Consider the following 20,197-nt stretch of genomic DNA (forward strand, 5'->3'; position numbering starts at 1 on the left):
CGCGCAGGGTAGCAAAGCGCCCCGCGCGCTGCGGACTCAACGAGGCTCGCCGCGCCAGACGGGGCGCAGTGCATCGTCGATCGCCCAGTGCGCCTGGCGGGGCTCGATGCGCACGCCGCCGATCCAGCGTTCATGGCTCGCATGGTCGATCCAGTACGTTTCTCCTGCGAGCACGCGCCGGCCCAGCGTCGTGAGTTCGAGCGGGCGCTGGGGCCAGTCGCGCTGTGCATCGGATTCCACGATCAGCGGCTCGGCCGCGTCGATCAAGGGACGCACGAGCGCATGGAACATCAGGTCGCCGAGAAAGGGCAGCGGCTCGCGGTGCTCGTTGAGTTCGGCGTAGACCTGGCCGAACGCGAGCCGGTCGTGCTCGTCGATGGTCTGGAGCACCAGGCGCTCGGTCAGCGAGAGGCCGTCGCGCAGCGAGGGCAGCTCCTGCAATTGCCGCCGCAACGCGGGCGCGAGGAAGGGCAGGGCGGGCGTCTCGCCGTGCGCGATGTCGGCCCAGGCCTCGGGCGAGGGCGCGCGGTAGGCACGCCATGCGTTGCGCGCGAGTTCGAGCGCGGACGCATCGATGGGCCTGCGGCGCGGCCACAGCCAGGCCAGCACGGCGGGTGCGAGCTGGCCGATGCCGATGAAGCGGTCGACGCCGGGCACGCGATCGATCTCGATCAGCTCGAGCTTCGCGGGCAGGCGCTCGAGCCGCGCGAGCACGGCGATCAGGAACAGCTGGTCGTAGGCATCGGCCTCGCACCAGAGCACGGCGTGGCTTGCATCGGGCAGGCGCGCGAGCGCTTCGTATTCGCCGCGCATGCGGCCGCGTGCGTCGTCGGGCGGCAGGCCGAAGGTCCGGGCGACGAAGGTGCTGCGCGTCTCGATGAAGGCGGCTTCGGGCTGCTCGGGAACAGGGCCCATGCACAGCGGGTCCGCGAACATGTGGAAGGCGCCGCGGAAACCGGCCAGCTGCAGGGTGTGGGCGATGTCGTTGCCGCAACGCCAGTGCCGGGTGCCGGCTTCGTCGTCGGCCACGAATCCCGGATGCGCCGCGGCGAAGTCGACCGCGTCGACATGGGCCTTGAGCCGGGGCCAGCTCGCGAAGCCGAGCTCGCGCGCGATCAGCCATTGGGCGTCGGCCAGCCGTGGTGCCGAAGCGCTCCGACGCGAAGGAAGGGACGGTGGCGCAGCGGCGCTGCCATCGGCGAGCCGCGCGAGCAGTTCCTTGGCGCGCTTGCGCTGCTGCTCGAGGTTGATGTGGCCGCTGCGGGCCGAGGCGCGATGGGTGTCGCGAGGGGTGTTGGACATACGAACTCCAGTGTCGGCCGTGTCCGCTGTCTGGCCGGGAGTCGCATGGGCATGCGATGGGGGATGAAACCTGGGCGCAGCCCTTTCCGCGGACGGGAGGCGTGGAAGACGCCGGCCCGCATTCTAGGACGCGCCCCGGCCTCGCTACCAGGCGTAGCCGACCTGCACCCGCGTGGCCACGTGGTTGGCGCTGCCGCTGGTTCCGGTCGACACGCCCAGCCCCAGGTTCAGGCGTTCGCTGACCTGGTAGCCGAAGGCCACGCCCAGCGCGGAGGCGCCTGCGTAGTTGCCGACCGCGGCGCCCACCCAGCGCTGTCCGGGCGAGAGCATGGGGATGCCGGGCATGGCCAGTGCCGATGCGATGCCCTGCGCGGCGAAGCTGCGGACTTCGTTGGTCGCGGTGGCGACGGCCTGCTGCATTTGGCCGAGGTTGACGGCATCGCCGGGCAGCACGCCCGGCGCGACGTTGGTGATGGTGCGTGCGAGCCCGGTGGCCTGGTTGCCCACCGACACGCTGTTGTCGCGCGTGGCGACCGACCCCTGGCCCAGTGCCACGGCATTGCGGCCGGTGGCGAGCGTGTTGGCGCCGAGCGCGACCGAATCGTTGCCGAGGGCCTGGGCGTTGTTGCCGACCGCGGTGGTCGGATCGGCCAGCGCGCGCGCGCCCGCGCCGATGGCGACCGAGCCCGCATGGCTGGCTTGCGCGCCGTTGCCGACCGCCACGGTGTCGTTGCCGTTGGCCTGCGCGTTCGGGCCGAAAGCGGTGGCGCCCTGGCCGCTGGCGCTCGCGCCCGTGCCGCAGGTGACGTTGCCGCCCGAGAAGCTGCACAGCCCGTTCGAAAACGCCTGGTTCATCAGTGTCTGCAGTGCCATGACCTGCTGGCTGGTGAAGTTGTTCGCGCTGCTGATCGCGCCTTGCTGGGCCTGCTGCACCTGGCCCACGTTGGCGGCGTCGGTGGCGGCCTGGCCCGCGCGCACGTTGCCGATGAGGGTGCCGGCGCCGCCGTTGGCATTGAGCGAGACGCTGCCGCCGCCCGCGTCGTACTGCACCGAGTTCTGCGCCAGGCCGAGCGCGTTGTCGGCGGTGCCCTGCGCCTTGTTCGCGCTGGCCTGCGCCGCATTGGCCGCGCCGAGCGCCGTGTTGGCCGTGCCCTGGGCCGAGGCCGCGGCGACACCGGCCGCGTTGGCCGTGCTCTGCGCCTGCGCGGTCGAGGTCGACAGGCTGGCGACCGAGTTGGCGGTGGACGTCGACAGCGTGGCCACGCCGGTCGAGAGGTTGTTCAGACCGGTGTTCAGTGTCGAGACGCCGGTGGAGAGCGAACCGATGCTGGTGGAGGTCGATGCCGACAGCGCGCCGACGCTGGTGGAAAGAGAGCCGATGCTGGTGGCGGTCGAGGTCGACAGTGCGCCGACGCTCGTGGAGAGCGAGCCGACGCTGGTGGAGGTCGAGGTCGACAGTGCGCCGACGCTCGTGGAGAGCGAGCCGATGCCGGTGGACGTCGACGCCGACAGCGCATCGACGCTGGTGGACAGCGCGCCCACGCCGGTGGACAGCGAGCCGATGCTGGTGGACGTCGATGTCGACAGCGTGCCGACCCCGGTCGACAGGTTCGCCACGGCTGTCGACAGGCTCGAGGTGTCGAGCACCGCGGTGCTCAGGCTCTGGCCCAGCGCATAGACTTGGCCGCCGGTCACGGCGTCGGTGCTGCCGGCGGCGATGTTGCCCGCGCCAACGTTGGTGATCACGCGCGTGGTGCCGTTGCCGCCGACCGAGACCGTGTTGTCGCCGCTCGCGACCGAGCCCTGGCCCAGCGCCACCGAGTTCTTGCCCGAAGCCAGCGCGCCGTTGCCCAGCGCGGTGGCGTTGTCGGCCGTCGCGCGTGCGCTGTTCATGCCGGCGTTCGAGCCGCCGATGGCCGTCGTGTAGTTGCCGCTGGCCACGGCACCGCTGGCACCCGACTGGCTGGGTCCCGTGCCCGAAGCGCCGCTGCCGATGGCCGTGCTGGCGATGCCGCTGGCCTGGGCGCCATTGCCGCCGTTGCCGCCGCGAAGCTCGTCGCTGACACCGCTGCCGCCGCTGCCGATGGCCGTGGCACCGCTGGCCGTGGCACTGGCGCCGTTGCCACCGACACCGCCCGAGAAGAAGCCGCTGCCGCCGCCACCGCCGCCGCCGATGGCCGTGGCGCCGCCGACGCTGGCGAGCGCGCCGCCGCCGCCGGCACCGGCGGAGTCGATGCTCGGCGCGTCGGCGCCGTTGGCGCCGATGCCGATGGCCACGGCGCCGTTCGCCGCGGTGCTGCCGCCGCCGCCGCCCGCGGACAACCAGGCCGGGCCCGCGCCCTGGCCCGGCGCGCCGCCTTGGCCCAAGTTGTTGGTCAGGTAGCCGTTGCCGCCGGCCGCGCCCGGCGCGCCGCCCGCACCGCCCGCGCCGTTGCTGCCGGCACCGCCATTGCCGCCGCTGCCCAGTTGCACGCCTTGCGCGAGCACGGCCGATGGCGCGGCCGCCAGCAGCAGCAAGGCCGCGCTCAGGGTCGACAGCGCGATGCCGTGCGAGCGCGGCCGCCGCGGCGGGCAGGAGAAAGAAGAAACAGTGAGACGGCCGGACATGCGAACTCCCAGAATCGAGTCGTGAAAAAAAGACGGTTGCGAAACAGCGTGCGTACTCTGCGTGCAAGCCCATGGCCGCTCAATCCCCGAAAACAAGTAAAAAAGTTCGTGTGCTCCTCGGCCGGTACGTGGAGGACAGGTCGCTCCGGTCTGTCCGCGGACCGTTCGGCATCGGAGAGGTTTTGGACGTCGTATAAACTTGGACGACGTTCAATATCAAGGTGTCCGCCTTGCCATCGCCCAAACTCCCCGAACCTCCCGGCCGCCGCGAGCGGCGGCGCGTCCAGACGCTCGACCACGTGGCGACCACCGCCATGCGGCTGTTCGAGACCCAGGGCTACTACGCCACCACGATGGAGCAGATCGCGCTGCAGGCCGACGTGGCCAAGGGCACGCTCTACAACCACTTCGCGACCAAGGAAGCGGTGCTCGCGCACTGGATCCACCTCGAGCTCGCGGCCGATAGCGCGCGGCTGGCCGAGCTGGTCGGCGCGCCCGGCGGCTTCGAGGCGCGGCTCGCGCGCCTGCTCGAGGCCTCGGCCGCATGGTCGCAGCGCCATCGCGCCTACCTGCTCGACTACTTCCGCTTTCGCTTCCTCAACATCGAGAGCGAGATCGACGGCGGTGGCGATCCCGAGGGCCGGCCGCGAGACCTGATCGGGCTGTTCGCGCTGCTGATCCGCGAGGCGCAGCACGAAGGCAGCCTGCGCGCCGACCTGGCGCCCGAGCATCTCGCGCAACTGCTGCACCACCTGTACTTCGGCGCGCTGATGCGCTGGCTCACGCTGCCGGGCCTGGAACTGGACGAGGAGTTCGCGGCGATCGTCGAGGTCTTCGTCGACGGCACGCGCGCCGGCGCCAAGGCCGCGCGGAGGAAGCGCGCATGAAGATCGCGGTCGTCACCTACGGCACCGAGGGCGATGCGCGTCCGCTCGCCGCGCTGTGCCATGCGCTCGACGCGGCCGGCCATTCGACCTTGCTGCTGGCCGATGCCTCCACGCTCGGCACCGCGCAGCGCCTGGGCGTGCGCTCGCAGGCGCTGGCCGGCGACATCCAGGGCGCGCTGGGCGCGAGCGGCGCGATCGCCAACGTGGTGGCGCAGAGCCACAACCCGGGCGCGGCCGCGAAGGCGCTCGCGGCCATCGCCAACGCCAATGCCGTGGCCTGGCTGCGCCAGACCGTCGAGGCGGCGCAGGGTTGCGATGCCATCGTGTCGGCGGGGCTCGCGGCCTTCGTCGGGCTCTCGGCCGGCGATGCGCTGCGCGTGCCGGTGATCGGCGCGGGGATGTTCCCGCTCACGCCCACGCGCGATTTCGCGACGCCCTTCGTGCCGCCCGCGAAGGTGCCGCGCTGGCTGCACCGCACCAGCCATCGCTTCGTCAATGCGATGCTGTGGCGCGCCTTCCGCCCGGCGATCAATGCGGCGCGCGCCGAGGTCTGCGGCCTGCCGGCACGCGGGAAGATGTGGGACGGGCACCCGATGCTCTACGGCTTCTCGCCGAGCCTGCTGCCGCGCCCGGCCGACTGGCCCGGCAACGCGGTCGCCTTCGGGCAGTGGATGCCGCCCGCCAGCGCTTGGCAGGTGCCCGCGGCGCTGCAGGCTTTTCTCGACGCGGGCGAAGCGCCGGTCTACCTGGGCTTCGGCAGCATGACGGGCTTCGATGCGGTGCGCATGCGCGCGACCCTGGTCGAGGCGATGGCGGGCCGGCGCACGGTGTTCAACCCGGGCTGGAGCGGCATGGCGCTGCAGGGGCTGCCGGCCAACTTCCACGCGGTGGGCGACGTGCCGCACGACTGGCTGTTCGCGCGCATGGCGGCGGTGGTGCACCACGGCGGCTCGGGCACCACGCATTCGGCGGCGCGTGCGGGCGTGCCCTCGGTGGTGGTGCCGTTCGCGGGCGACCAGTTCTTCTGGGCCCACCAGCTCGCGCGTGCCGGCGTGGCCCCCGCGGCGGTGGCCGGCACGCGGCTCACGGCGCAGGACCTGGCGCGCGGCATCGCCTGGACCGACGACGCGGCGGTGCGCTCGCGGGCGCGCGAACTCGGTGAGCGCATGCGCGCCGAGCAAGGGTTGGCGCGCGCCGTGGCCTTCATCGAGGCCACGCTCGCGCGCTGATCAGGGGCGCACCAGCGGGATCTGCAGGTTGGTCGGCCGGTTCTGCTCGGTGTCGAAGCCGCGGCCGTCGATGTGGCGCGCGCCCCAGAACAGCATGTCGCCGCGCAGGTAGACGAGGTCGTACTCCATGAAATGGCGGCCCGCGGCCAGGCCGAAGGGCGCGAAGCTCTTGCCGAACACGCTCTGCGTGCCGTTGAGCTCCCACTTCGCATAGCCCTGGCTCGCCACCTGGTTCAGCAGGTCGGCGAAGCCCTGGATCAGCGGCGTGACCTCGTAGGCCTCGTCGGCCACGAAGTCCACCTTCTGCGCGCCGGCCGCGATCGGGTGCGCGCCGCGCCAGAGCATGTGGCCCTTGATGAGGATGCGCGCGAGCGGCACGGCGCCGTTCGGGTCGGCCGAGTTGACGATAGCGAGTTCGAAGCGGTCGCCGGGCAGGGCCTTGAAGGCGCGCTTCAGATAGAAGGGCTTGAGCGTGCCGTCGGCATTCTTCGCGGCGCTGGGCCGGACTTCGGGCGCGATGCTGATCCAGTCGCCTTGAATGGCTTGTCGGGTCTGTTCCTCGGTCATGGGTCTGCTCTGGTTGGAAGAAGAAGAAGAGGGAAAAGGGGGAAAAGAGGGAAGGGCGTTCGGCGCCGTGCCGCAGCCGGCAAGCGCCGCCGCGCAGGCGACCAGTGCCGTGGTGAAGGCCTTGCGGCCGTGCGATGCAAGCGTTGTAGCCATGGTCGGACTCCAGGGAGGCCGGCAGTGTGCGGCGGGAGGCCGAACGCTCGTTAACCCAAATCGGCAAAATGCGCGGGCCGGCGTACGCTGGCAACCCACCGCCCCTTTGCCCACGCATGGCCCTCACCCTCGACCTGTTCGACGACTTCCATCTGCATGGCGCCTCCGCGCCCGAATGGCAGCAGCGCTACCTGCAGCTGTCGCAGGGGGTGATGCGCAGCACGCTGGCCGAGGCGGTCTCGGGCGGGGTGCATGTGTTCCGCAAATGGATGAGCGAGCGCGTGGTGCAGCAGGGCTGCCTGCCCGCGGGGCGGCTGTGCTTCGCGGTCGGCAACGGCCAGGGCGCGGGCATTCCGCGCGTGCAGGGCCGTGCGCTCGAGGACCACAGCCTGTTCCTGCTGCGCGCGGGGGACGACTTCACCTTGCAGCGCCCGCGCGGCATGGAACTGCTGGCCGTGACCTTCGAGGCCGAGCAGTTCCGCCGCCTGCTCGATGCGCGGCCGTTGCCGCCGCAGGCGCTGCGCCTGCTGTCGCAGCCGGTGCTGCGCGCGCCGGCCGGAGACGTGGCGCAATTGCGGCGCGTCTTGCTGGGGCTGGTGCAGGGCGGCGATGCCGCGCACGAGGAAGCCGCCGCGCGCATCGCCTTCGAGGCCTTGCATGCCGTGCTCGAGGGCGCGGCCGGCGCGCCACCGGGCGTGGCCGGCAGTTCGGCGAGCTTCATCGTCTCGGAGTGCCACCGCATCGTGGCCGCCAGCGGTGCCGCGCCGCCCGACATCGAGGCGCTGTGCCGGCGCCTGCGCACCAGCCGGCGCAGCCTGCAGAACGGCTTCCGTCAAATGGCCGACACGACGCCGGTGCATTACCTGCGCAGCCTGCGGCTCAATGCGGTGCGCGATCGCCTGCTGGCCACATTGCCCGCGCAACTGAGCGTGTCGCAGGCGGCCGAGGCACAGGGCTTTCATCAATTGAGCCATTTCTCGCAGCGCTACAAGGCGCTGTTCGGCGAGTTGCCGTCAGCGACGCCGCGCGCCGGGGCGTAGCGATCTCGCAATTCCCGACGACACGGGGACTCTTCGGGCGATGCTCAATTGAGGCCAGCGCCGGTTCGCATCCGGCGCGGTGCCGAGATGAAGACAGACCGTCGATCGATGTCTCTGCGTCGCTGCGCAATTCAGGTCAGCCCAAAAAAAGACATGCGGCCGCAAGGGCCGCATGTGCAATTCGAAAACGCCGAAGCGGACTTCGGGATGGCGCGCTGGTGGTAGCAGGGCCTCCCGAAGACCGTCGCTTTATTTCGCGAGCAGTTCGTCGGGCGACTTGCCCGCTTCGAGCGCGGCCTTGAACCAGCCGGGACGCGGACCACGGCCACTCCACACATTGCCCTGGTCGTCCCGGAACTTGGGCGCATTGCCCGTGGCGGCCTTGCGACCCTTGCGGCCCTTGCGCGCGGCGGGCTTCGCCGCGGCGGCCGGACGGCCCGGCGAGCGACCGAAACCCAGTTCGGCGGCCGTGAAGCCATACACCTCGATGGCTTCGCGGATGCGTTCGAGAACGCCGTCCGCTTCCTTCTTGCGAAGCTGATCCGCTTCTTTCTGGAGTTGTTCGATTTGCTTCTGGACCTGTTGGAATGTCTTGGCCATGGAGATGCTTTGTATTGGAGTGAAGAGAGAGGAGAGCAGGCGAGATTAGGCCGCGAACGCTTTTTTCGTTGTCAGCAATTGTCGCAAGATCGAAATCAGGACAGGTCGCCGACAGGTGGTCTGCAAAAAAAGCATCCGTTGGCCGATCGCCAATCCGTGCCGGCTTTCGGATCCGGCCCGCCGACTTTATCTGATTGGCAACCGGAATTCGGATTCCATTTTGGGAATTGGGGAGTTTGCCAACGCATCGACCGGCGCATTGGGAATCCGGCCAGCGGCAGTCTTGGCCGGGCGCGGACTGCACATCAATAGCTTCCCCGATCGATGAATGCATTCGACTTCATCGCAGCCGCAAGTGGCCCGGCATTGTGCGGCGCGGCATTCGCCGCGGATCGTCGAGTCCGCAATTGGGCGGGCACAAAGAACGCCGCCGGGAATATTCAGATCGTCGTGTTCGGGGCGCGATCGGAAATCCCAATTCGCAAAGTCCACCCAATTCCGGTGGGGATCGCGAGACCCGTCGTCAGTCGGAGGCTATCGCCCGTCGGCCAGGAAGGACCGCGGATCGACCGCGCGTCCGCCCACGCGAACCTCGAAATGCAGCTTGACCCGGTCCGCGTCGGTATTGCCCATCTCGGCGATCTGCTGGCCCTTCTGCACGGTCTGGCCCTTCTTCACCAGCGCGGTGCGCAGGTGGGTGTAGACCGTCATGCGCGAGCTACCGTGGTCGATCATGAGCACGTTGCCGTAGCCGCGCAGGGTCTCGCTGACCGTGACCACGCCCTTGGTCGCGGCGACCACAGGTTCGCCGAGCTTGCCGGCGATGTCGACGCCCTTGTTGCTGCCGCCGTTGAAGCCGGCGATCACCTGGCCCTGCGCGGGCCAGGCCCAGTCGCCGGTGCCGACGCGCGACGGCGGCGGGCCCGATTCGCGCGGGGCCGGCGGCACGGGCCGCTTCGAGGGTTCGCGCTCGCCGCCTGCTGCGGTGCGCGGCGGCGGTTCCGACGCGCCGCCCGGCGGCACGATGCGCAGCACCTGGCCGACTTCGAGCTTGTCGGGGTCGTCGATGCCGTTCCAGCGCGAGATGTCCTGCATCCGGCGGCCGGTCTTCGAGGCGATGCGGTACAGGGTGTCGCCCGGCTGCACCACGTAGTTGCCGGGACCGCGTGCATCGCTCTTCTCGACGGGCGCGTTGCCCGGGGATGGGGTGGAGCAGCCCGCGATGGCCAGCGCCATCGTCAGTGCCACGAGCGGCGCGGCGTGCCTGCGCCAGTTCCTGCCTGTCGAAACCAAAACCGGATACCTCCTGGATCAAAAGCCGCCGTGCGCGGCGGGGCATGATCGCACGAGGCGGCGGCGGGCCGTCCGGAAGGCGGCCGCGAGCCCGCGTAGGAGGCCGGGAGGCTCAGGCGATGACGTTGAACCAGCGCGTGGCGCTGGCGCCGTCGATGCGCGCTTCCTGCCGCGCATGGGCGGCCTGTTCGAGCACCGCCGTGACCGGCCGCGCCGGATCGCCGATGGCGAAGCCGACCTTGCAGTCCAGCCCGTGGCCGAGCGCCCGCGCGCCGCGCACCAGCGAGGAGCCGACGCGTTCGGCCGCCTGCGCCAACCCGTCGCGCGGGCCGGTCAGCACGATGACGAAGGTGTCGGCGTCGACGCGCCCGCAGGCGTCGCCGGGCCGCACCGAGCGGCGCATGCGGCCGACGAAGGCCTGCAGCAGCCGTTCGGCCGCTTCCTCGCCGAGGCGGTCGCGCGCCGCGGCGAGGCCGCCGAGCTCGACGCTGATCGCGCACCAGAGGAAGCCGGGGCTGTTCTCGGCCACGCTGCGCGCCTGCCGCACCTGCGCGAGAAAGACCTCGGGCAGCGGCAGGCCGGTGGTGTCGTCATGCGCCATGTCGTCGGGCGCGGGCGCCACCTCTGCGGCCACGCCGGGCTTGGGCATGGCCTCGGCCGCGGGGCCGGGCACGGTGAGCGCGCGCGCGGTGGCGCTGGGCACCACCACGTCGGGCACGTTGAGGAACGCGGGCCGGAACTCGCGGTTGAGCCGGCGCGCGATCAGCGCCGAGGCGGCCAGGCCCAGCACGATCAGGCAGCTGCCCATGCCGAGCAGCGAGGCCAGCGGGTTGCGGGCGCTGCGGTTCAGGGTGTCCTCGGGCACGCCGACCGCGACCCACCAGGCGGTGCCCGGCACCGGCGCGATGGTGGAGAGCACCTTCAGGCCGTCGAGCGTGAGCGTGCTGCTGACGCTGCGGTCGGCGCCGGCGATCTTCTGCCGCAACTGCGGCGTGGCGTGATGGCCGAGGTAGCGGTCCTCGTCGCGCGAGCGCGCGACCACCTTGCCGCTGGCGTCGACCAGCGAGGCGATCCAGCCCTCGGGCCAGATCTGTTCGCGCAGCACCACGCCGAAGCCCTCGGGCCGCAGGCTGGCGCGCGCGATCGCGGCATCGGCCAGCGCGTTCGGGTTGTACTGGCGGTAGAGGGCATGGAGCGCGACCGAGGTCTCGCCCGAGGCCAGCACCTCGAAACGCTGGCCCGCGCCGGGCAGGGTGGCGAGTTGGTGCACGTCGGCGCGCAGGCGGTCGGCTTCGCGCGCCATCGCGGCGGCGGTGCTGTTGGCCTTGTCGAGCAGCAGCTGGCGCTCGCGGGCCTCGGCCTGGTCGCCCATGCGCGTGGTGACGTAGACGCTGAAGACCAGCATCGGCACGAGCACGAAGAGCTGGACCGCGATCAGCCAGGGGATGAAGCTCGCCGGGCGCGAGGGCGCGCTTCCCGGCAGGAAAGTGGTGCGTTGGAAGAAGCCGATCCGGTTCATGGCAGGTATGCGCTGCGCTGGAGCCTGAATGTAACCTTTGGCCTTAAGAAAAGGTCACTAATTGTTGCCCGGTGCGGGGGCTTTTTTCACGCCCCGGCGACCGGCGGTGGCTGGCGCGGGTGCCGGCGGCGGTGCCGGGGCGTCCTGCCGCTCCTGGCGGGCGGCCGTGATCATGGCGTCGAGCAGGCCCGGGAAGCGCCGCGCGAGGTCGTCGCGCCGCAGCCGCATGTAGCGCGCGGTGCCCTCGGCGCGGGTCTGCGTCAGGCCCGATTCGCGCAGCCGGGCCAGGTGGTAGGACAGCCGCGACTTCGATCCCAGCCCCAGGAAGCTCGAGCAGTTGAGCTCGGTGTGCTCGTCCAGCAGCAGCAGGATGCGGCGGCGCGTGGCATCGCGCAGGGCGTCGTAGACGGCTGACAGGTCGATGTCTTCGGTGGCCGGGTGCGGGAGCTCGGGGGTCGACATGGCGCAGCAGGGTAACCCAGCGACACCTTGGCGTTAAGCCGAAGGACTCCAAGGACCTCGAAGTTCAACGGTTATTGAACAAAGACCGGCTTCGCAGTACGCTCGCGGCCCTTGTTCAACAGTCGTTGAACCAACCGGAGAGAAACGGATGCTGACAAAACTGGTGTGGCTGATGGCGGGCGCGTTTGCCATCGGCACCGAGGGCTTCGTGATCGCGGGCATCCTGCCCGCGGTGTCGCGCGACCTGCACGTGACCATCGCGCAGGCGGGCCACCTGGTGATGGCCTTCGCCTTCACCTATGCGATCGCGGCGCCGGTCACGGCCACCTTGACCGCGAGCTGGCCGTTTGGCCGGCAACTGCGGCTGGCAATGGGCGGCTTCACGCTCGCCAACGTGATCGCCGCGCTCGCGCCGGGCTTCACGGCGCTGCTGATCGCGCGCGTGCTGCTGGCGCTGTTCGCGGGGCTGTTCATGGCGGCGGCGGGTTCGTATGCGGCTGCCTCGTCCGAGCCGTCGCGGCGCGGCCGGGCGCTGGCGTTGCTCTACATGGGCATGACGGCCGCGACCGTGCTCGGCGTGCCGCTGGGCACCTGGGTCGGCAACAGCTTCGGCTGGCGCGCCACCTTCTGGATGATCGGCCTGTTGTCGCTGGTGTCGCTGCTCGGCCTGACCCGGCTGCGCCCGCTCACCGTGCCCTGGCCCGTGCCCAGCCTGCGCGAGCGGCTGCGCATCGCCGCGCGGCCCGACGTGCTGATGACGCTGGGCGTCACGCTGGTCTGCTTCGCGGGCATCTTCGGTGTCTACACCTACCTGTCGCCGCTGCTGCGGCTGGTGGCCGGGCTGTCGGACGACGGCGTGGCGCTGGCGCTGCTCTCGTTCGGCGTCTGCGGCGCCATCGGCAACCTGCTGGGCGGCCACATGGCCGATCGCTTCGGCGCGCTGCGCGTGGGCGGCCTGGCGCTGGCCGCGCTGGGCCTGGTGCAGGCCGGCCTGGCCTGGGTCGCGCATGCGGCGTCGCCGCAGGTCGCGGTCTACCTGGTGTTCGGGCTGATCATGGCCTGGGGCGTGGTGGGCTGGTCGTTCCCGCCGGTGCAGCAGGTCACCTTGGTGCAGCAGGCCCCGCAGGCGGTGTCGGTGGTGCTGTCGCTCAATGCCTCGGCGATGTACTTCGGCATCGCGCTGGGCGCATGGATCGGCTCGCTGGTGGTGGCGGCCGACAAGGTGCGCTCGCTGCCGTGGGTGGGTGCCGCGGGCGTGTTCGCGGCGGCCGGCCTCGCGGCCGTGGTGCGCGGCCGGTTGCGGCGCGCGGCCCGGCGCGCGCAGGCCGCGCCGCTGCCGGCCTGAACACGTTCTCAGGCGGCGTGCAGCGCCGCGAAGCCGCGCCCGAGGTCGGCCACCAGGTCGGCCGGCGCCTCGAGCCCGACATGCAGCCGCACCACCGCGCCGCGCGCGCTCCAGTCGCTCACGCTGCGCGCCGCGCGCATGTTGGCCCAGGCCACGAGACTCTCGTAGCCGCCCCAGGACGAGCCGCGCCCGAACAGCGCGAGCGCGTCGACCAGCCGCTCGACCGCGGCCGGCGCGATCTCCGGCCGCAGCTCGAAGGACAGCAGCCCGTTGGTGCCGCTGCAGTCGCGTCGCCAGAGATCGTGGCCCGGATGCGTGGGCAGCGCGGGGCAGAACACGGTCGCGACCTCGGGCCGCGCCTGCAGCCAGCGCGCGACCTCGAGCGCATGCTGCTCGTGCAGGCGCAGCCGCGCCGACAGCGTGCGGATGCCGCGCAGCACCAGCCAGGCATCGTCGGGGCTCACGGTCATGCCGAAGGCGTCGCAGCGCTCGTTGAGCGCGCGCCAGGCCTCGCGCGTGGTGGCCACCGTGCCCATCATCACGTCGGAGTGGCCCGAGAGGTACTTGGTGGCAGCCATCAGCGAGATGTCGGCGCCGAGCGCGAGCGGGCGGTACTGCAGGCCCGAGCCCCAGGTGTTGTCGGCCGCCAGAAGCGCGCCGCGCGCATGCGCGAGCGCGGCCAGCCTCGGCAGGTCGCACATCTCGTAGACCAGCGAGCCCGGGCACTCGGCGTAGACCAGCCGCGTCGCGGGCTCGAACAGGTCCTCGATGCCGCTGCCGTCGGCCGCGAAGAAGCTGCAGCGGATGCCGTAGGGATCGAGGAAGGAATGCACCAGGTGGCGCGCCGGCTCGTAGACGCTATCGGACATCAGCACGTGGTCGCCGGGCTTGAGGTAGGACAGCAGCACCATGCCGATGGCCGCGAGGCCGGTGGGGAAGAGCCGCGTGCGGTAGCCGCCCTCGAGCTCGCTCACCGCATCCTCGAGCGCGAAGGTGGTGGGCGTGCCGCGCGCGCCGTAGCTGAAGACGCGCTCCTCGCCGCGCCGCGCGCGGGCCTCGCGCATCGCGGCCACGCTGTCGAACACCACCGTGCTCGCGCGCACCAGCGGCGGGTTGACCGGCGCGCCGCCCGCATGGGCCGGGTGCTTGCCCAGGTGGGCGATGCGGGTCTCGAGCGACAGGCCGGTGGGATCGGTGGGCGAGGCGGGCATGGGCGTCTTGTCTCGTTGTGACGTTGCCGATGCTAGTCGGCGCGCGCGCCCGACAGCTTGACGATGCGCGACCAGCGCTCGATGTCCTGCCGCAGCTGCGCGGCGAAGGCCTCGGGCGTGTTCGCGACCACCTCGCTGCCGCCGTCGGTGACCTGCCTGTTCACCTCGGGCAGGTGCAGGGTGCGCACGATCGCCTCGTTGAGATAGGCCACGCGCTCGGGCGGCGTGCCGGCCGGCGCGAAGAAGCCGTACCAGTCCTCGAAGCGCGCATTGGCATAGCCGAGCTCCTCGAGCGTGGGCGCCTTCGCGAACACGCCGATGCGGCGCGGGCTGGTCACGGCCAGCACGCGCAGCTTGCCGCTTTGCACCATGCCCGCCACCGAGGCGGTGGAGGTCACGAGCACGTCGACCTGGCCGCCGAGCAGGTCGGTGAGCGCGGGGCCGGCGCCCTTGTAGGGCACGTGCGTCATGTCGACGCCGTTGTCCTTCTGCAGCACCACGCCGACCAGGTGCGAGAGCGTGCCGTTGCCCGGCGTCGCATAGGTGAGCTTGCCGGGGCTGGCCTTGGCCTTCGCGGCCAGGTCGGCGAAGGACTTGAGCGGCGAGTTCGCCTCCACCACCAGCGCGAGCGGCGCCGCGTTGATTTGCGTGATCGGCACGAAGTTCTTGACCGGGTCGAAGCCCGGTGCCGCGTACAGCGCGGGGTTCACCGCCATGATCGAGACCTGCGAGGTCAGCACGGTGTAGCCGTCGGCCTTGGCGTCGGCCACCGCCTTGGCGCCGATGTTGCCGCCCGCGCCGCCGCGGTTGTCGACCACGGCCGGCTGGCCCGTGATCTCGGCCAGGCGCGTGGTCACCAGGCGCGCGGTGGCGTCGTTGCCGCCGCCGGGCGGGAACGGCGAAATGAAGCGGATCGCCTGCGTGGGGTAGCCGTTGCGCGCGGGCAGCGGGTCGGCCGCCGCGCCCTGCAGCACGAGGGCCGCGCTCCACGCGGCGGCGAACAACCAGCGCGCGCGGCGCATGCGGGACGGACGGTGCGTGGAAAGGCCGGAAGCAGTCGACATGGTGAACTCCTGGACGGAACGAACGAGGACGAGCGAAGGCCGGACCGTGGCGCGAAGCCGCGGTCGGTGGACTGACGGGGAAGGGTTCGAGGGCTAGGCCTGCGGCGCGCCCGGCAATCGGAAGGCGGCGCGCTCCTGCGCGTCGAGCTGCGCGACCAGGCCGGTCTCCCAGGCGAGGTAGCGGCGCGCGGCCTCCTTGTTGCCGTCGTGGCGGTCGTGCACGAAGAACAGGTAGTCGATGCAGTCGGCATCGCCGGGCAGCGCGGGCGTGGCCTCGAGCGGCAGCCCGGCGGCGCGCCATGCGGCCATGCCGCCTTCGAGCAGCAGCGGCGCCGCGTGGTCCGCGAGTTCGGAGGCGGCGGCCCAGGCCGCGAGTGCCGGGTCGTCGGCGATGAGCACCAGGGGCCGCGTCTCGTCGCGCAGGTCGTCGGCCAGCCGGGGCCGGATCGACCATCGCGCGCCCGCGATGTGGCCGGCGCGGTACGCCATGCCCGGACGAAGGTCGACCAGCGCGACTTCGCCGCTTTCGATGCGAGTCGATAGCGCACGCGCATCGATCGTGGCGAGCGGCTTCGGCGCAGGCGCATCGATCGCCTCGAGCGCCAGCCCGCTCGCGAGCCCGCCCTCGAGCACGCTCGCGTCATGGCCCATCTGGCGCAGCCAGCTCGCGACCGTGGGCGCGCGCACGCCGTCGCTGTCGAACAGCACCAGCCGCGCGCCGCGTACGCCCAGGTACTGGTCGGCCGCCTGCAGCAGTTGCCCGCCCGGCGTGTGCTGCGCGCCGGCCAGGCTGCCGGCCGCGAATTCCTCGGGCGTGCGCACGTCGCACAGGAACAGGCTGCGGCCGGCGTCGCCGGCCCAGTCGCGCACCGTGCGCGCGTCGACCGTGGGCGCGCCGAAGCGCGCGGCCAGCGCCTGAGCGGCACCGCGCAGTTCGGTGGTGCCGCTGTCGTCGGCATAGCGCTCGGTGCCGCCGTGCGCGAGCGCATGGTCGGCCAAGTACCAGCCCTGGGTGCCGTTCTCGAGCGCATAGACCGGGTTCGGAACGCCGAGGTTGATCAGCGTCTGCGCGCCGATGATGCTGCGCGTGCGGCCCGCGCAGTTGACGACGATGGTCGTGCGGTCGTCGGGCACGAGCCGGCGCACGCGGTAGGCGAGCTCGCCGTTGGGGCAGCAGGTCGCGCCCGGTATGTTCATCTTGAAGAACTCGCTCACGGGCCGGCCGTCGAGCACCACCACGTCGTCGCGGCGCGCGAGCATGGCGGCGAGTTCGTCGGCGCCGATGCGCGGCGTGTGATAGGCCTCCTCGGCCAGTTCGCCGAAGGTCTTCGAGGGCAGGTTCACGCCCGCGAACAGCGCGTGGCCCGCGGCCCGCCAGGCGCGCGTGCCGCCTTCGAGCACGTGCACGTCGGTGTAGCCCAGCGCCCGCAGGCGTTCGGCGGCGCGATCGGCCACGCCCCGGCTCTCTTCGTCGCCGCTGTCGTAGGTCACGACGCGCACGCCGCGGCGCGGCAGCAGGCGCGGCGCATCGAGCTCGAGCCGGCTGAAGGGCAGCGGCACGCCGTAGAACAGGTGCGACTCGCCGTACTGGCCGTGCTCGCGCACGTCGAGCAGCGCGATCTCGCCGCCGTCGTGCAGCCAGCGCTTGAGGGTCTTCGGGTCGATGGAGGTCATGGAGAGCGGAAAGGAAGGAAGCGAGGGAGCCGGCTCAGCGCCGCGTCTGCACGCCGATGCCCATGGTCTGGCAGGTGCCGGCCGCGAGGTCGTAGGCGGTGCGGCGGTCCAGCGTCTCGAGCGCGCGGCCGTACATGTGCAGGTGGCGGATGGTCTGCTCGCCCTGGATCTCGACCGAGTGGATGTCCTCGGGCATCAGTGCGATGCCGGCGCCGGGCGCGACCACCACCAGCGCGGTCTCCTCGAGCCGGCCCACGCCAGGCACCGAGCCGTCGTCCAGCCGCTGGTAGACGCGGTTGTGCTCGGTGCCTTCCACCGCGGCGATGCAGGCCCAGGTCGTGTGGTTGTGCGGCACGATGCGCTTGCCCGGGCGCATCACGTTGAGATAGAGCGCATAGCTCTGGTCGGCGTCCTCGGCGATCAGGTAGCGCGCCTGGTGCTCGCCGGGCTCGGGCGGCGGGTAGTCGCCGGCCTGCCAGTAGTCGCGCTGGGCCGCCAGGCCCTGCAGCGCTTCGAGCACCTCGGCCAGTTTCTCGCGCGTCGGTTCACCGCCGTCGATGGTTTTCTTCATCTGGCCGATAGCGTTCTGGACGGCCTCGCGGCGCGGGGCGGATGCGGTGCTCATGCGGTTTCTCCTGTGGGGATGCCTGATTTCTGTGCAGCCACTGTAGTGAGCCCGGCGCCGCCGAACAATCCAGCACGGGCGCAAAACACATCAATAAAATTAATGGATGCCCACGCTCGACCTCGAACTGCTGCGCACGCTCGCGGCCGTCGTTACCCATCGCAGCTTCGCCGCCGCGGCGGTGCACCTGGACCGCACGCAGTCGGCCGTCACGCAGCAGATGCAGCGGCTCGAGGAGCAGATCGGCCATCCGCTGTTCGCGAAGCAGGGCCGGCAGAAGCGGCTGACCGAGCACGGCCAGCGCCTGCTCAACTACGCGCACCACCTGCTGGCGCTCAACGACGAGGCGCTGCGCAGCCTGCGCGAGGGCCAGCTCGAGGGCAACCTGCGCATCGGCGCGCCGCACGACGTGGCCGAGACCATGCTGCCGCTGCTGCTGACCGAGGTGGCGCGCACCTCGCCGCTGCTGCAGCTCGACATCCACGTGGCGCGCAGCCCCTACCTCATGACCTCGCTCAAGCGCGGCGAGGTCGACATGATCATCTCGAACCGCATCGACACCCAGTTCGAGGGCGTGGTGCTGCGCAACTCGCCGACCGTGTGGCTGTGCGCCGCGGGCTATGTGCACGACCGCGCGAAGCCGGTGCCGCTGATCATGGCCGACGGGCCCAGCATCTTCCGGCGCATCGGCCACGAGGCGCTCGACGCGGCCGGCGTGCCCTGGACGCCGCGCTACACCTCCTCGAGCCTGATCGGCATCAAGGCGGCGCTGCGCGCGGGGCTCGGCGTGACGGCGCGCGGCGTGGAGCAGCTCGACGCGGGCCTGCGCGTGCTCGGCGTGGGCGACGGCATGCCGCGGCTGCCCGACCTGGCCTACCACCTCTACGTGCGCAGCCACGTGGTGAACCCGGTCACGCGGCAGGTGTTCGAGCACCTCAAGAAGCACCTGCGGCTGCCGCGCACCGACGCGGCGGGCTGAGCCGAGGGCTGAGCGGCGCGGGCGCGCTCAGCGCGCCGCGGTCGAGGCGTGGGTGTCCTGCTTGGCGCGGTACATCGCCTGGTCGGCGGCCGCGAGCAGGTCCTGCGGCAGCTCGCCGCCGCTGCCCAGCGCGATGCCCACCGACACGCCGATCAGCGTGCTCGCGCGCGCCAGCTGCAGCGGCTCGGCGATCGCCGCGATGCAGCGCTGCGCCAGCACCTGCGCGCCCTGTTCCGCGGGCTCGGCGAGGCCGGTGGCGAGCAGCACGAACTCGTCGCCGCCGATGCGCGCCACGGTGTCGGTCTGCCGCACCAGCGCCTGCAACCGGCCCGCGATCTCGCGCAGCGCGAGGTCGCCGGCCTCGTGGCCCAGGGTGTCGTTGAGCCGCTTGAAACCGTCGAGGTCCAGGTAGAGCACCGCCACCTGCTGCCCATGGCGCGCGGCCTGGGCCAGCGCCTGCTGCAGCCGCTCGTCGAGCAGCTTGCGGTTGGGCAGGCCGGTCAGCGTGTCGTGGTGGGCCAGCCGCGCCAGCGCCTGCTGGTTGTCGACCAGCTTGGCCAGCAGCCGGTTGAAGGCCTGCGTCAGGTGGCCGATCTCGTCGTCGCGCACCACGCGCAGCGGCGTCAGCGGCAGTTCGCCGCGCGTCATGCGGTCGGCCTGGTCGGCGGCGCGCAGCAGCGGGCGCAGCAGCCAGGTCATGATCAGGCCGATCACGATCAGCACCATCGTCACGGCCGGTGCGCGCTGCTGCAGGATGAAGGCCTGCATGCGCGCCACCGGCGCCAGCGCCTCCGACACCGGCAGCCGCGCCACCACGAACCAGCCGGTGGTCGGCACCGAGGCGATGGCCGAGATCTCGTCGATGCCCCTCGCGTTGCGCGTCGTGCCGCTGCCGCGGTAGCCCGCCATCGCGCGGTCGTGCAACGGGTTCACGCCGTCGGGCGGGGTGGGGGTGAGCATCATCGTCGCATCGGTCGAGGCGACGAACAGCCGGTCGCGCGGCGAGATCACGAGGATGCCGCCGGCCTGGCCCACGCGGCCTTCGAGCAGATGGTCGAGCAGGCCGTCGGCCGTGAGGTCGGCGGTGCCGAGCAGCACGGCCACCACGTCGCCGCGGCCGTCGCGCAGCGGCACGGCCATGGGCAGGGCCGCGTGGTGCTGCGCGGTGGCCTGCGCCCGGCCCACCGCGCGCCGGCCGGCGCGCGCGGCCGCGAATTCCAGCGCCTCGGTCGCGAACTGGCCGTCCTGGTCGAGCCGCCTGCCGTCGGGCGTGGCGAGCGCCAGGCCGAGCGGGAACAGCGGGTTCAGCGCGCCACGCTCCGCGAGCCAGGCATGCAGCGGCGCGGGTTGCGCCAGCAGCTCGGGCGGCACGGCCTGCGCCAGCCGCTCGAGGAAGGCGAGCCGTTCTACCAGGTAGTTGTCGACGTCGCGCGCCACGTAGGCGGCCAGTGCCGTCTGCTGCGAGGCCACCGATTGCGTCAGGTCCTCGCGCAGGAAGCGGCTGAGCTGGATGTAGCTGGCGGCGGTGCCGACGATCGCCATCACCAGCCCCATCACCAGAAGGCGGACAACCAGGCTGCGAGCGGATGTTCGGAGAGTCACTCTGGCGGCGGGTCGTGAGGCGGGGAGGTGCGGGACTG

Annotated in this window: 17 protein-coding genes; 5 read left to right on the forward strand and 12 right to left on the reverse strand. The window is 71.7% G+C overall.

Annotated elements, in window-relative coordinates; all coding sequences use genetic code 11:
* Positions 1–36 precede the first annotated feature (36 nt).
* Positions 37–1,302, reverse strand: a complete 1,266-nt coding sequence (locus AC07RV_RS24470; protein ID WP_296787073.1) for a DUF1835 domain-containing protein — start codon at positions 1,300–1,302, stop codon at positions 37–39.
* 144 nt (positions 1,303–1,446) lie between these two features.
* A complete protein-coding gene (locus AC07RV_RS24475) occupies positions 1,447–3,909 on the reverse strand; it encodes a YadA family autotransporter adhesin (RefSeq protein WP_492714312.1) in 2,463 nt (820 codons plus the stop codon).
* Between the two features lie 221 nt (positions 3,910–4,130).
* Here AC07RV_RS24475 and AC07RV_RS24480 point away from each other — a divergent pair, with 221 nt between their 5' ends.
* Positions 4,131–4,796, forward strand: a complete 666-nt coding sequence (locus AC07RV_RS24480) for a TetR/AcrR family transcriptional regulator (RefSeq protein ID WP_444814513.1) — start codon at positions 4,131–4,133, stop codon at positions 4,794–4,796.
* On the forward strand, positions 4,793–6,025 hold the full coding sequence (locus tag AC07RV_RS24485; protein ID WP_296784582.1) for a glycosyltransferase: 1,233 nt from the start codon (positions 4,793–4,795) through the stop codon (positions 6,023–6,025). Before AC07RV_RS24480 ends, AC07RV_RS24485 begins: the two co-directional genes overlap by 4 nt.
* Here AC07RV_RS24485 and AC07RV_RS24490 read toward each other — a convergent pair whose 3' ends face one another.
* Positions 6,026–6,745 carry a hypothetical protein gene (locus AC07RV_RS24490; protein ID WP_296784579.1) on the reverse strand — a complete coding sequence of 240 codons (720 nt, stop codon included), beginning with the start codon at positions 6,743–6,745 and terminating at the stop codon, positions 6,026–6,028.
* Positions 6,746–6,861: 116 nt separating this feature from the next.
* On the opposite strand from AC07RV_RS24490, the gene AC07RV_RS24495 reads away from it, so the two are divergent.
* Positions 6,862–7,785, forward strand: a complete 924-nt coding sequence (locus AC07RV_RS24495) for a helix-turn-helix domain-containing protein (protein ID WP_296784575.1) — start codon at positions 6,862–6,864, stop codon at positions 7,783–7,785.
* Between the two features lie 249 nt (positions 7,786–8,034).
* On the opposite strand, the gene AC07RV_RS24500 is transcribed toward AC07RV_RS24495, so the two are convergent.
* The 4 genes from AC07RV_RS24500 to AC07RV_RS24515 all read right to left on the reverse strand — a co-directional run bounded on the left by AC07RV_RS24500 (position 8,035) and on the right by AC07RV_RS24515 (position 11,659).
* Positions 8,035–8,385 carry an H-NS histone family protein gene (locus tag AC07RV_RS24500; RefSeq protein ID WP_093340656.1) on the reverse strand — a complete coding sequence of 117 codons (351 nt, stop codon included), beginning with the start codon at positions 8,383–8,385 and terminating at the stop codon, positions 8,035–8,037.
* Between the two features lie 534 nt (positions 8,386–8,919).
* Entirely contained in the window at positions 8,920–9,633 is a 714-nt protein-coding gene (locus AC07RV_RS24505; protein WP_296784569.1) for a peptidoglycan DD-metalloendopeptidase family protein, read from the reverse strand.
* 157 nt (positions 9,634–9,790) lie between these two features.
* Entirely contained in the window at positions 9,791–11,197 is a 1,407-nt protein-coding gene (locus AC07RV_RS24510) for a sensor domain-containing diguanylate cyclase (protein ID WP_296784567.1), read from the reverse strand.
* A gap of 57 nt (positions 11,198–11,254) precedes the next feature.
* Positions 11,255–11,659, reverse strand: a complete 405-nt coding sequence (locus tag AC07RV_RS24515; RefSeq protein WP_208510167.1) for an ArsR/SmtB family transcription factor — start codon at positions 11,657–11,659, stop codon at positions 11,255–11,257.
* A gap of 148 nt (positions 11,660–11,807) precedes the next feature.
* Here AC07RV_RS24515 and AC07RV_RS24520 point away from each other — a divergent pair, with 148 nt between their 5' ends.
* Entirely contained in the window at positions 11,808–13,004 is a 1,197-nt protein-coding gene (locus tag AC07RV_RS24520) for an MFS transporter (protein ID WP_296784563.1), read from the forward strand.
* A gap of 8 nt (positions 13,005–13,012) precedes the next feature.
* Here the strand turns inward: AC07RV_RS24520 and metC are convergent, their stop codons facing one another.
* The 4 genes from metC to AC07RV_RS24540 all read right to left on the reverse strand — a co-directional run bounded on the left by metC (position 13,013) and on the right by AC07RV_RS24540 (position 17,578).
* The gene (gene metC, locus AC07RV_RS24525) at positions 13,013–14,215 is read right to left on the reverse strand and encodes a cystathionine beta-lyase (RefSeq protein WP_296784560.1); all 1,203 of its coding nucleotides are present in this window, start codon (positions 14,213–14,215) and stop codon (positions 13,013–13,015) included.
* Positions 14,216–14,247: 32 nt separating this feature from the next.
* Positions 14,248–15,237 (reverse strand): Bug family tripartite tricarboxylate transporter substrate binding protein, encoded by a 990-nt coding sequence (locus AC07RV_RS24530; RefSeq protein WP_296784594.1) that lies wholly within the window; start codon positions 15,235–15,237, stop codon positions 14,248–14,250.
* A 135-nt stretch (positions 15,238–15,372) separates the two neighbouring features.
* Positions 15,373–16,953, reverse strand: coding sequence for a rhodanese-like domain-containing protein (locus tag AC07RV_RS24535; RefSeq protein ID WP_296784558.1), 1,581 nt, complete (start codon positions 16,951–16,953; stop codon positions 15,373–15,375).
* A gap of 34 nt (positions 16,954–16,987) precedes the next feature.
* Positions 16,988–17,578: a cysteine dioxygenase family protein gene (locus AC07RV_RS24540; RefSeq protein WP_296784556.1), complete on the reverse strand. Its 591-nt coding sequence runs from the start codon at positions 17,576–17,578 to the stop codon at positions 16,988–16,990.
* A 106-nt stretch (positions 17,579–17,684) separates the two neighbouring features.
* Between AC07RV_RS24540 and AC07RV_RS24545 the strand changes: the two genes are divergently transcribed.
* Positions 17,685–18,557 carry a LysR substrate-binding domain-containing protein gene (locus tag AC07RV_RS24545; protein ID WP_296784553.1) on the forward strand — a complete coding sequence of 291 codons (873 nt, stop codon included), beginning with the start codon at positions 17,685–17,687 and terminating at the stop codon, positions 18,555–18,557.
* 27 nt (positions 18,558–18,584) lie between these two features.
* Here the strand turns inward: AC07RV_RS24545 and AC07RV_RS24550 are convergent, their stop codons facing one another.
* On the reverse strand, positions 18,585–20,159 hold the full coding sequence (locus tag AC07RV_RS24550; protein WP_296784549.1) for a GGDEF domain-containing protein: 1,575 nt from the start codon (positions 20,157–20,159) through the stop codon (positions 18,585–18,587).
* Positions 20,160–20,197: the final 38 nt, after the last annotated feature.

The organism is Variovorax sp. GW821-FHT09B01 (genome assembly GCF_059418345.1).

Coding starts and splice junctions, on each gene's coding strand:
- AC07RV_RS24535 (WP_296784558.1), bottom strand. CDS start 16,953: ATGACCTCCATCGACCCGAAGACCCTCAAGCGCTGGCTGCACGACGGC.
- AC07RV_RS24540 (WP_296784556.1), bottom strand. CDS start 17,578: ATGAGCACCGCATCCGCCCCGCGCCGCGAGGCCGTCCAGAACGCTATC.
- AC07RV_RS24485 (WP_296784582.1), top strand. CDS start 4,793: ATGAAGATCGCGGTCGTCACCTACGGCACCGAGGGCGATGCGCGTCCG.
- AC07RV_RS24500 (WP_093340656.1), bottom strand. CDS start 8,385: ATGGCCAAGACATTCCAACAGGTCCAGAAGCAAATCGAACAACTCCAG.
- AC07RV_RS24475 (WP_492714312.1), bottom strand. CDS start 3,909: ATGTCCGGCCGTCTCACTGTTTCTTCTTTCTCCTGCCCGCCGCGGCGG.
- AC07RV_RS24515 (WP_208510167.1), bottom strand. CDS start 11,659: ATGTCGACCCCCGAGCTCCCGCACCCGGCCACCGAAGACATCGACCTG.
- AC07RV_RS24520 (WP_296784563.1), top strand. CDS start 11,808: ATGCTGACAAAACTGGTGTGGCTGATGGCGGGCGCGTTTGCCATCGGC.
- AC07RV_RS24545 (WP_296784553.1), top strand. CDS start 17,685: ATGCCCACGCTCGACCTCGAACTGCTGCGCACGCTCGCGGCCGTCGTT.
- AC07RV_RS24530 (WP_296784594.1), bottom strand. CDS start 15,237: ATGCGCCGCGCGCGCTGGTTGTTCGCCGCCGCGTGGAGCGCGGCCCTC.
- AC07RV_RS24490 (WP_296784579.1), bottom strand. CDS start 6,745: ATGGCTACAACGCTTGCATCGCACGGCCGCAAGGCCTTCACCACGGCA.
- AC07RV_RS24470 (WP_296787073.1), bottom strand. CDS start 1,302: ATGTCCAACACCCCTCGCGACACCCATCGCGCCTCGGCCCGCAGCGGC.
- AC07RV_RS24495 (WP_296784575.1), top strand. CDS start 6,862: ATGGCCCTCACCCTCGACCTGTTCGACGACTTCCATCTGCATGGCGCC.
- AC07RV_RS24510 (WP_296784567.1), bottom strand. CDS start 11,197: ATGAACCGGATCGGCTTCTTCCAACGCACCACTTTCCTGCCGGGAAGC.
- metC (WP_296784560.1), bottom strand. CDS start 14,215: ATGCCCGCCTCGCCCACCGATCCCACCGGCCTGTCGCTCGAGACCCGC.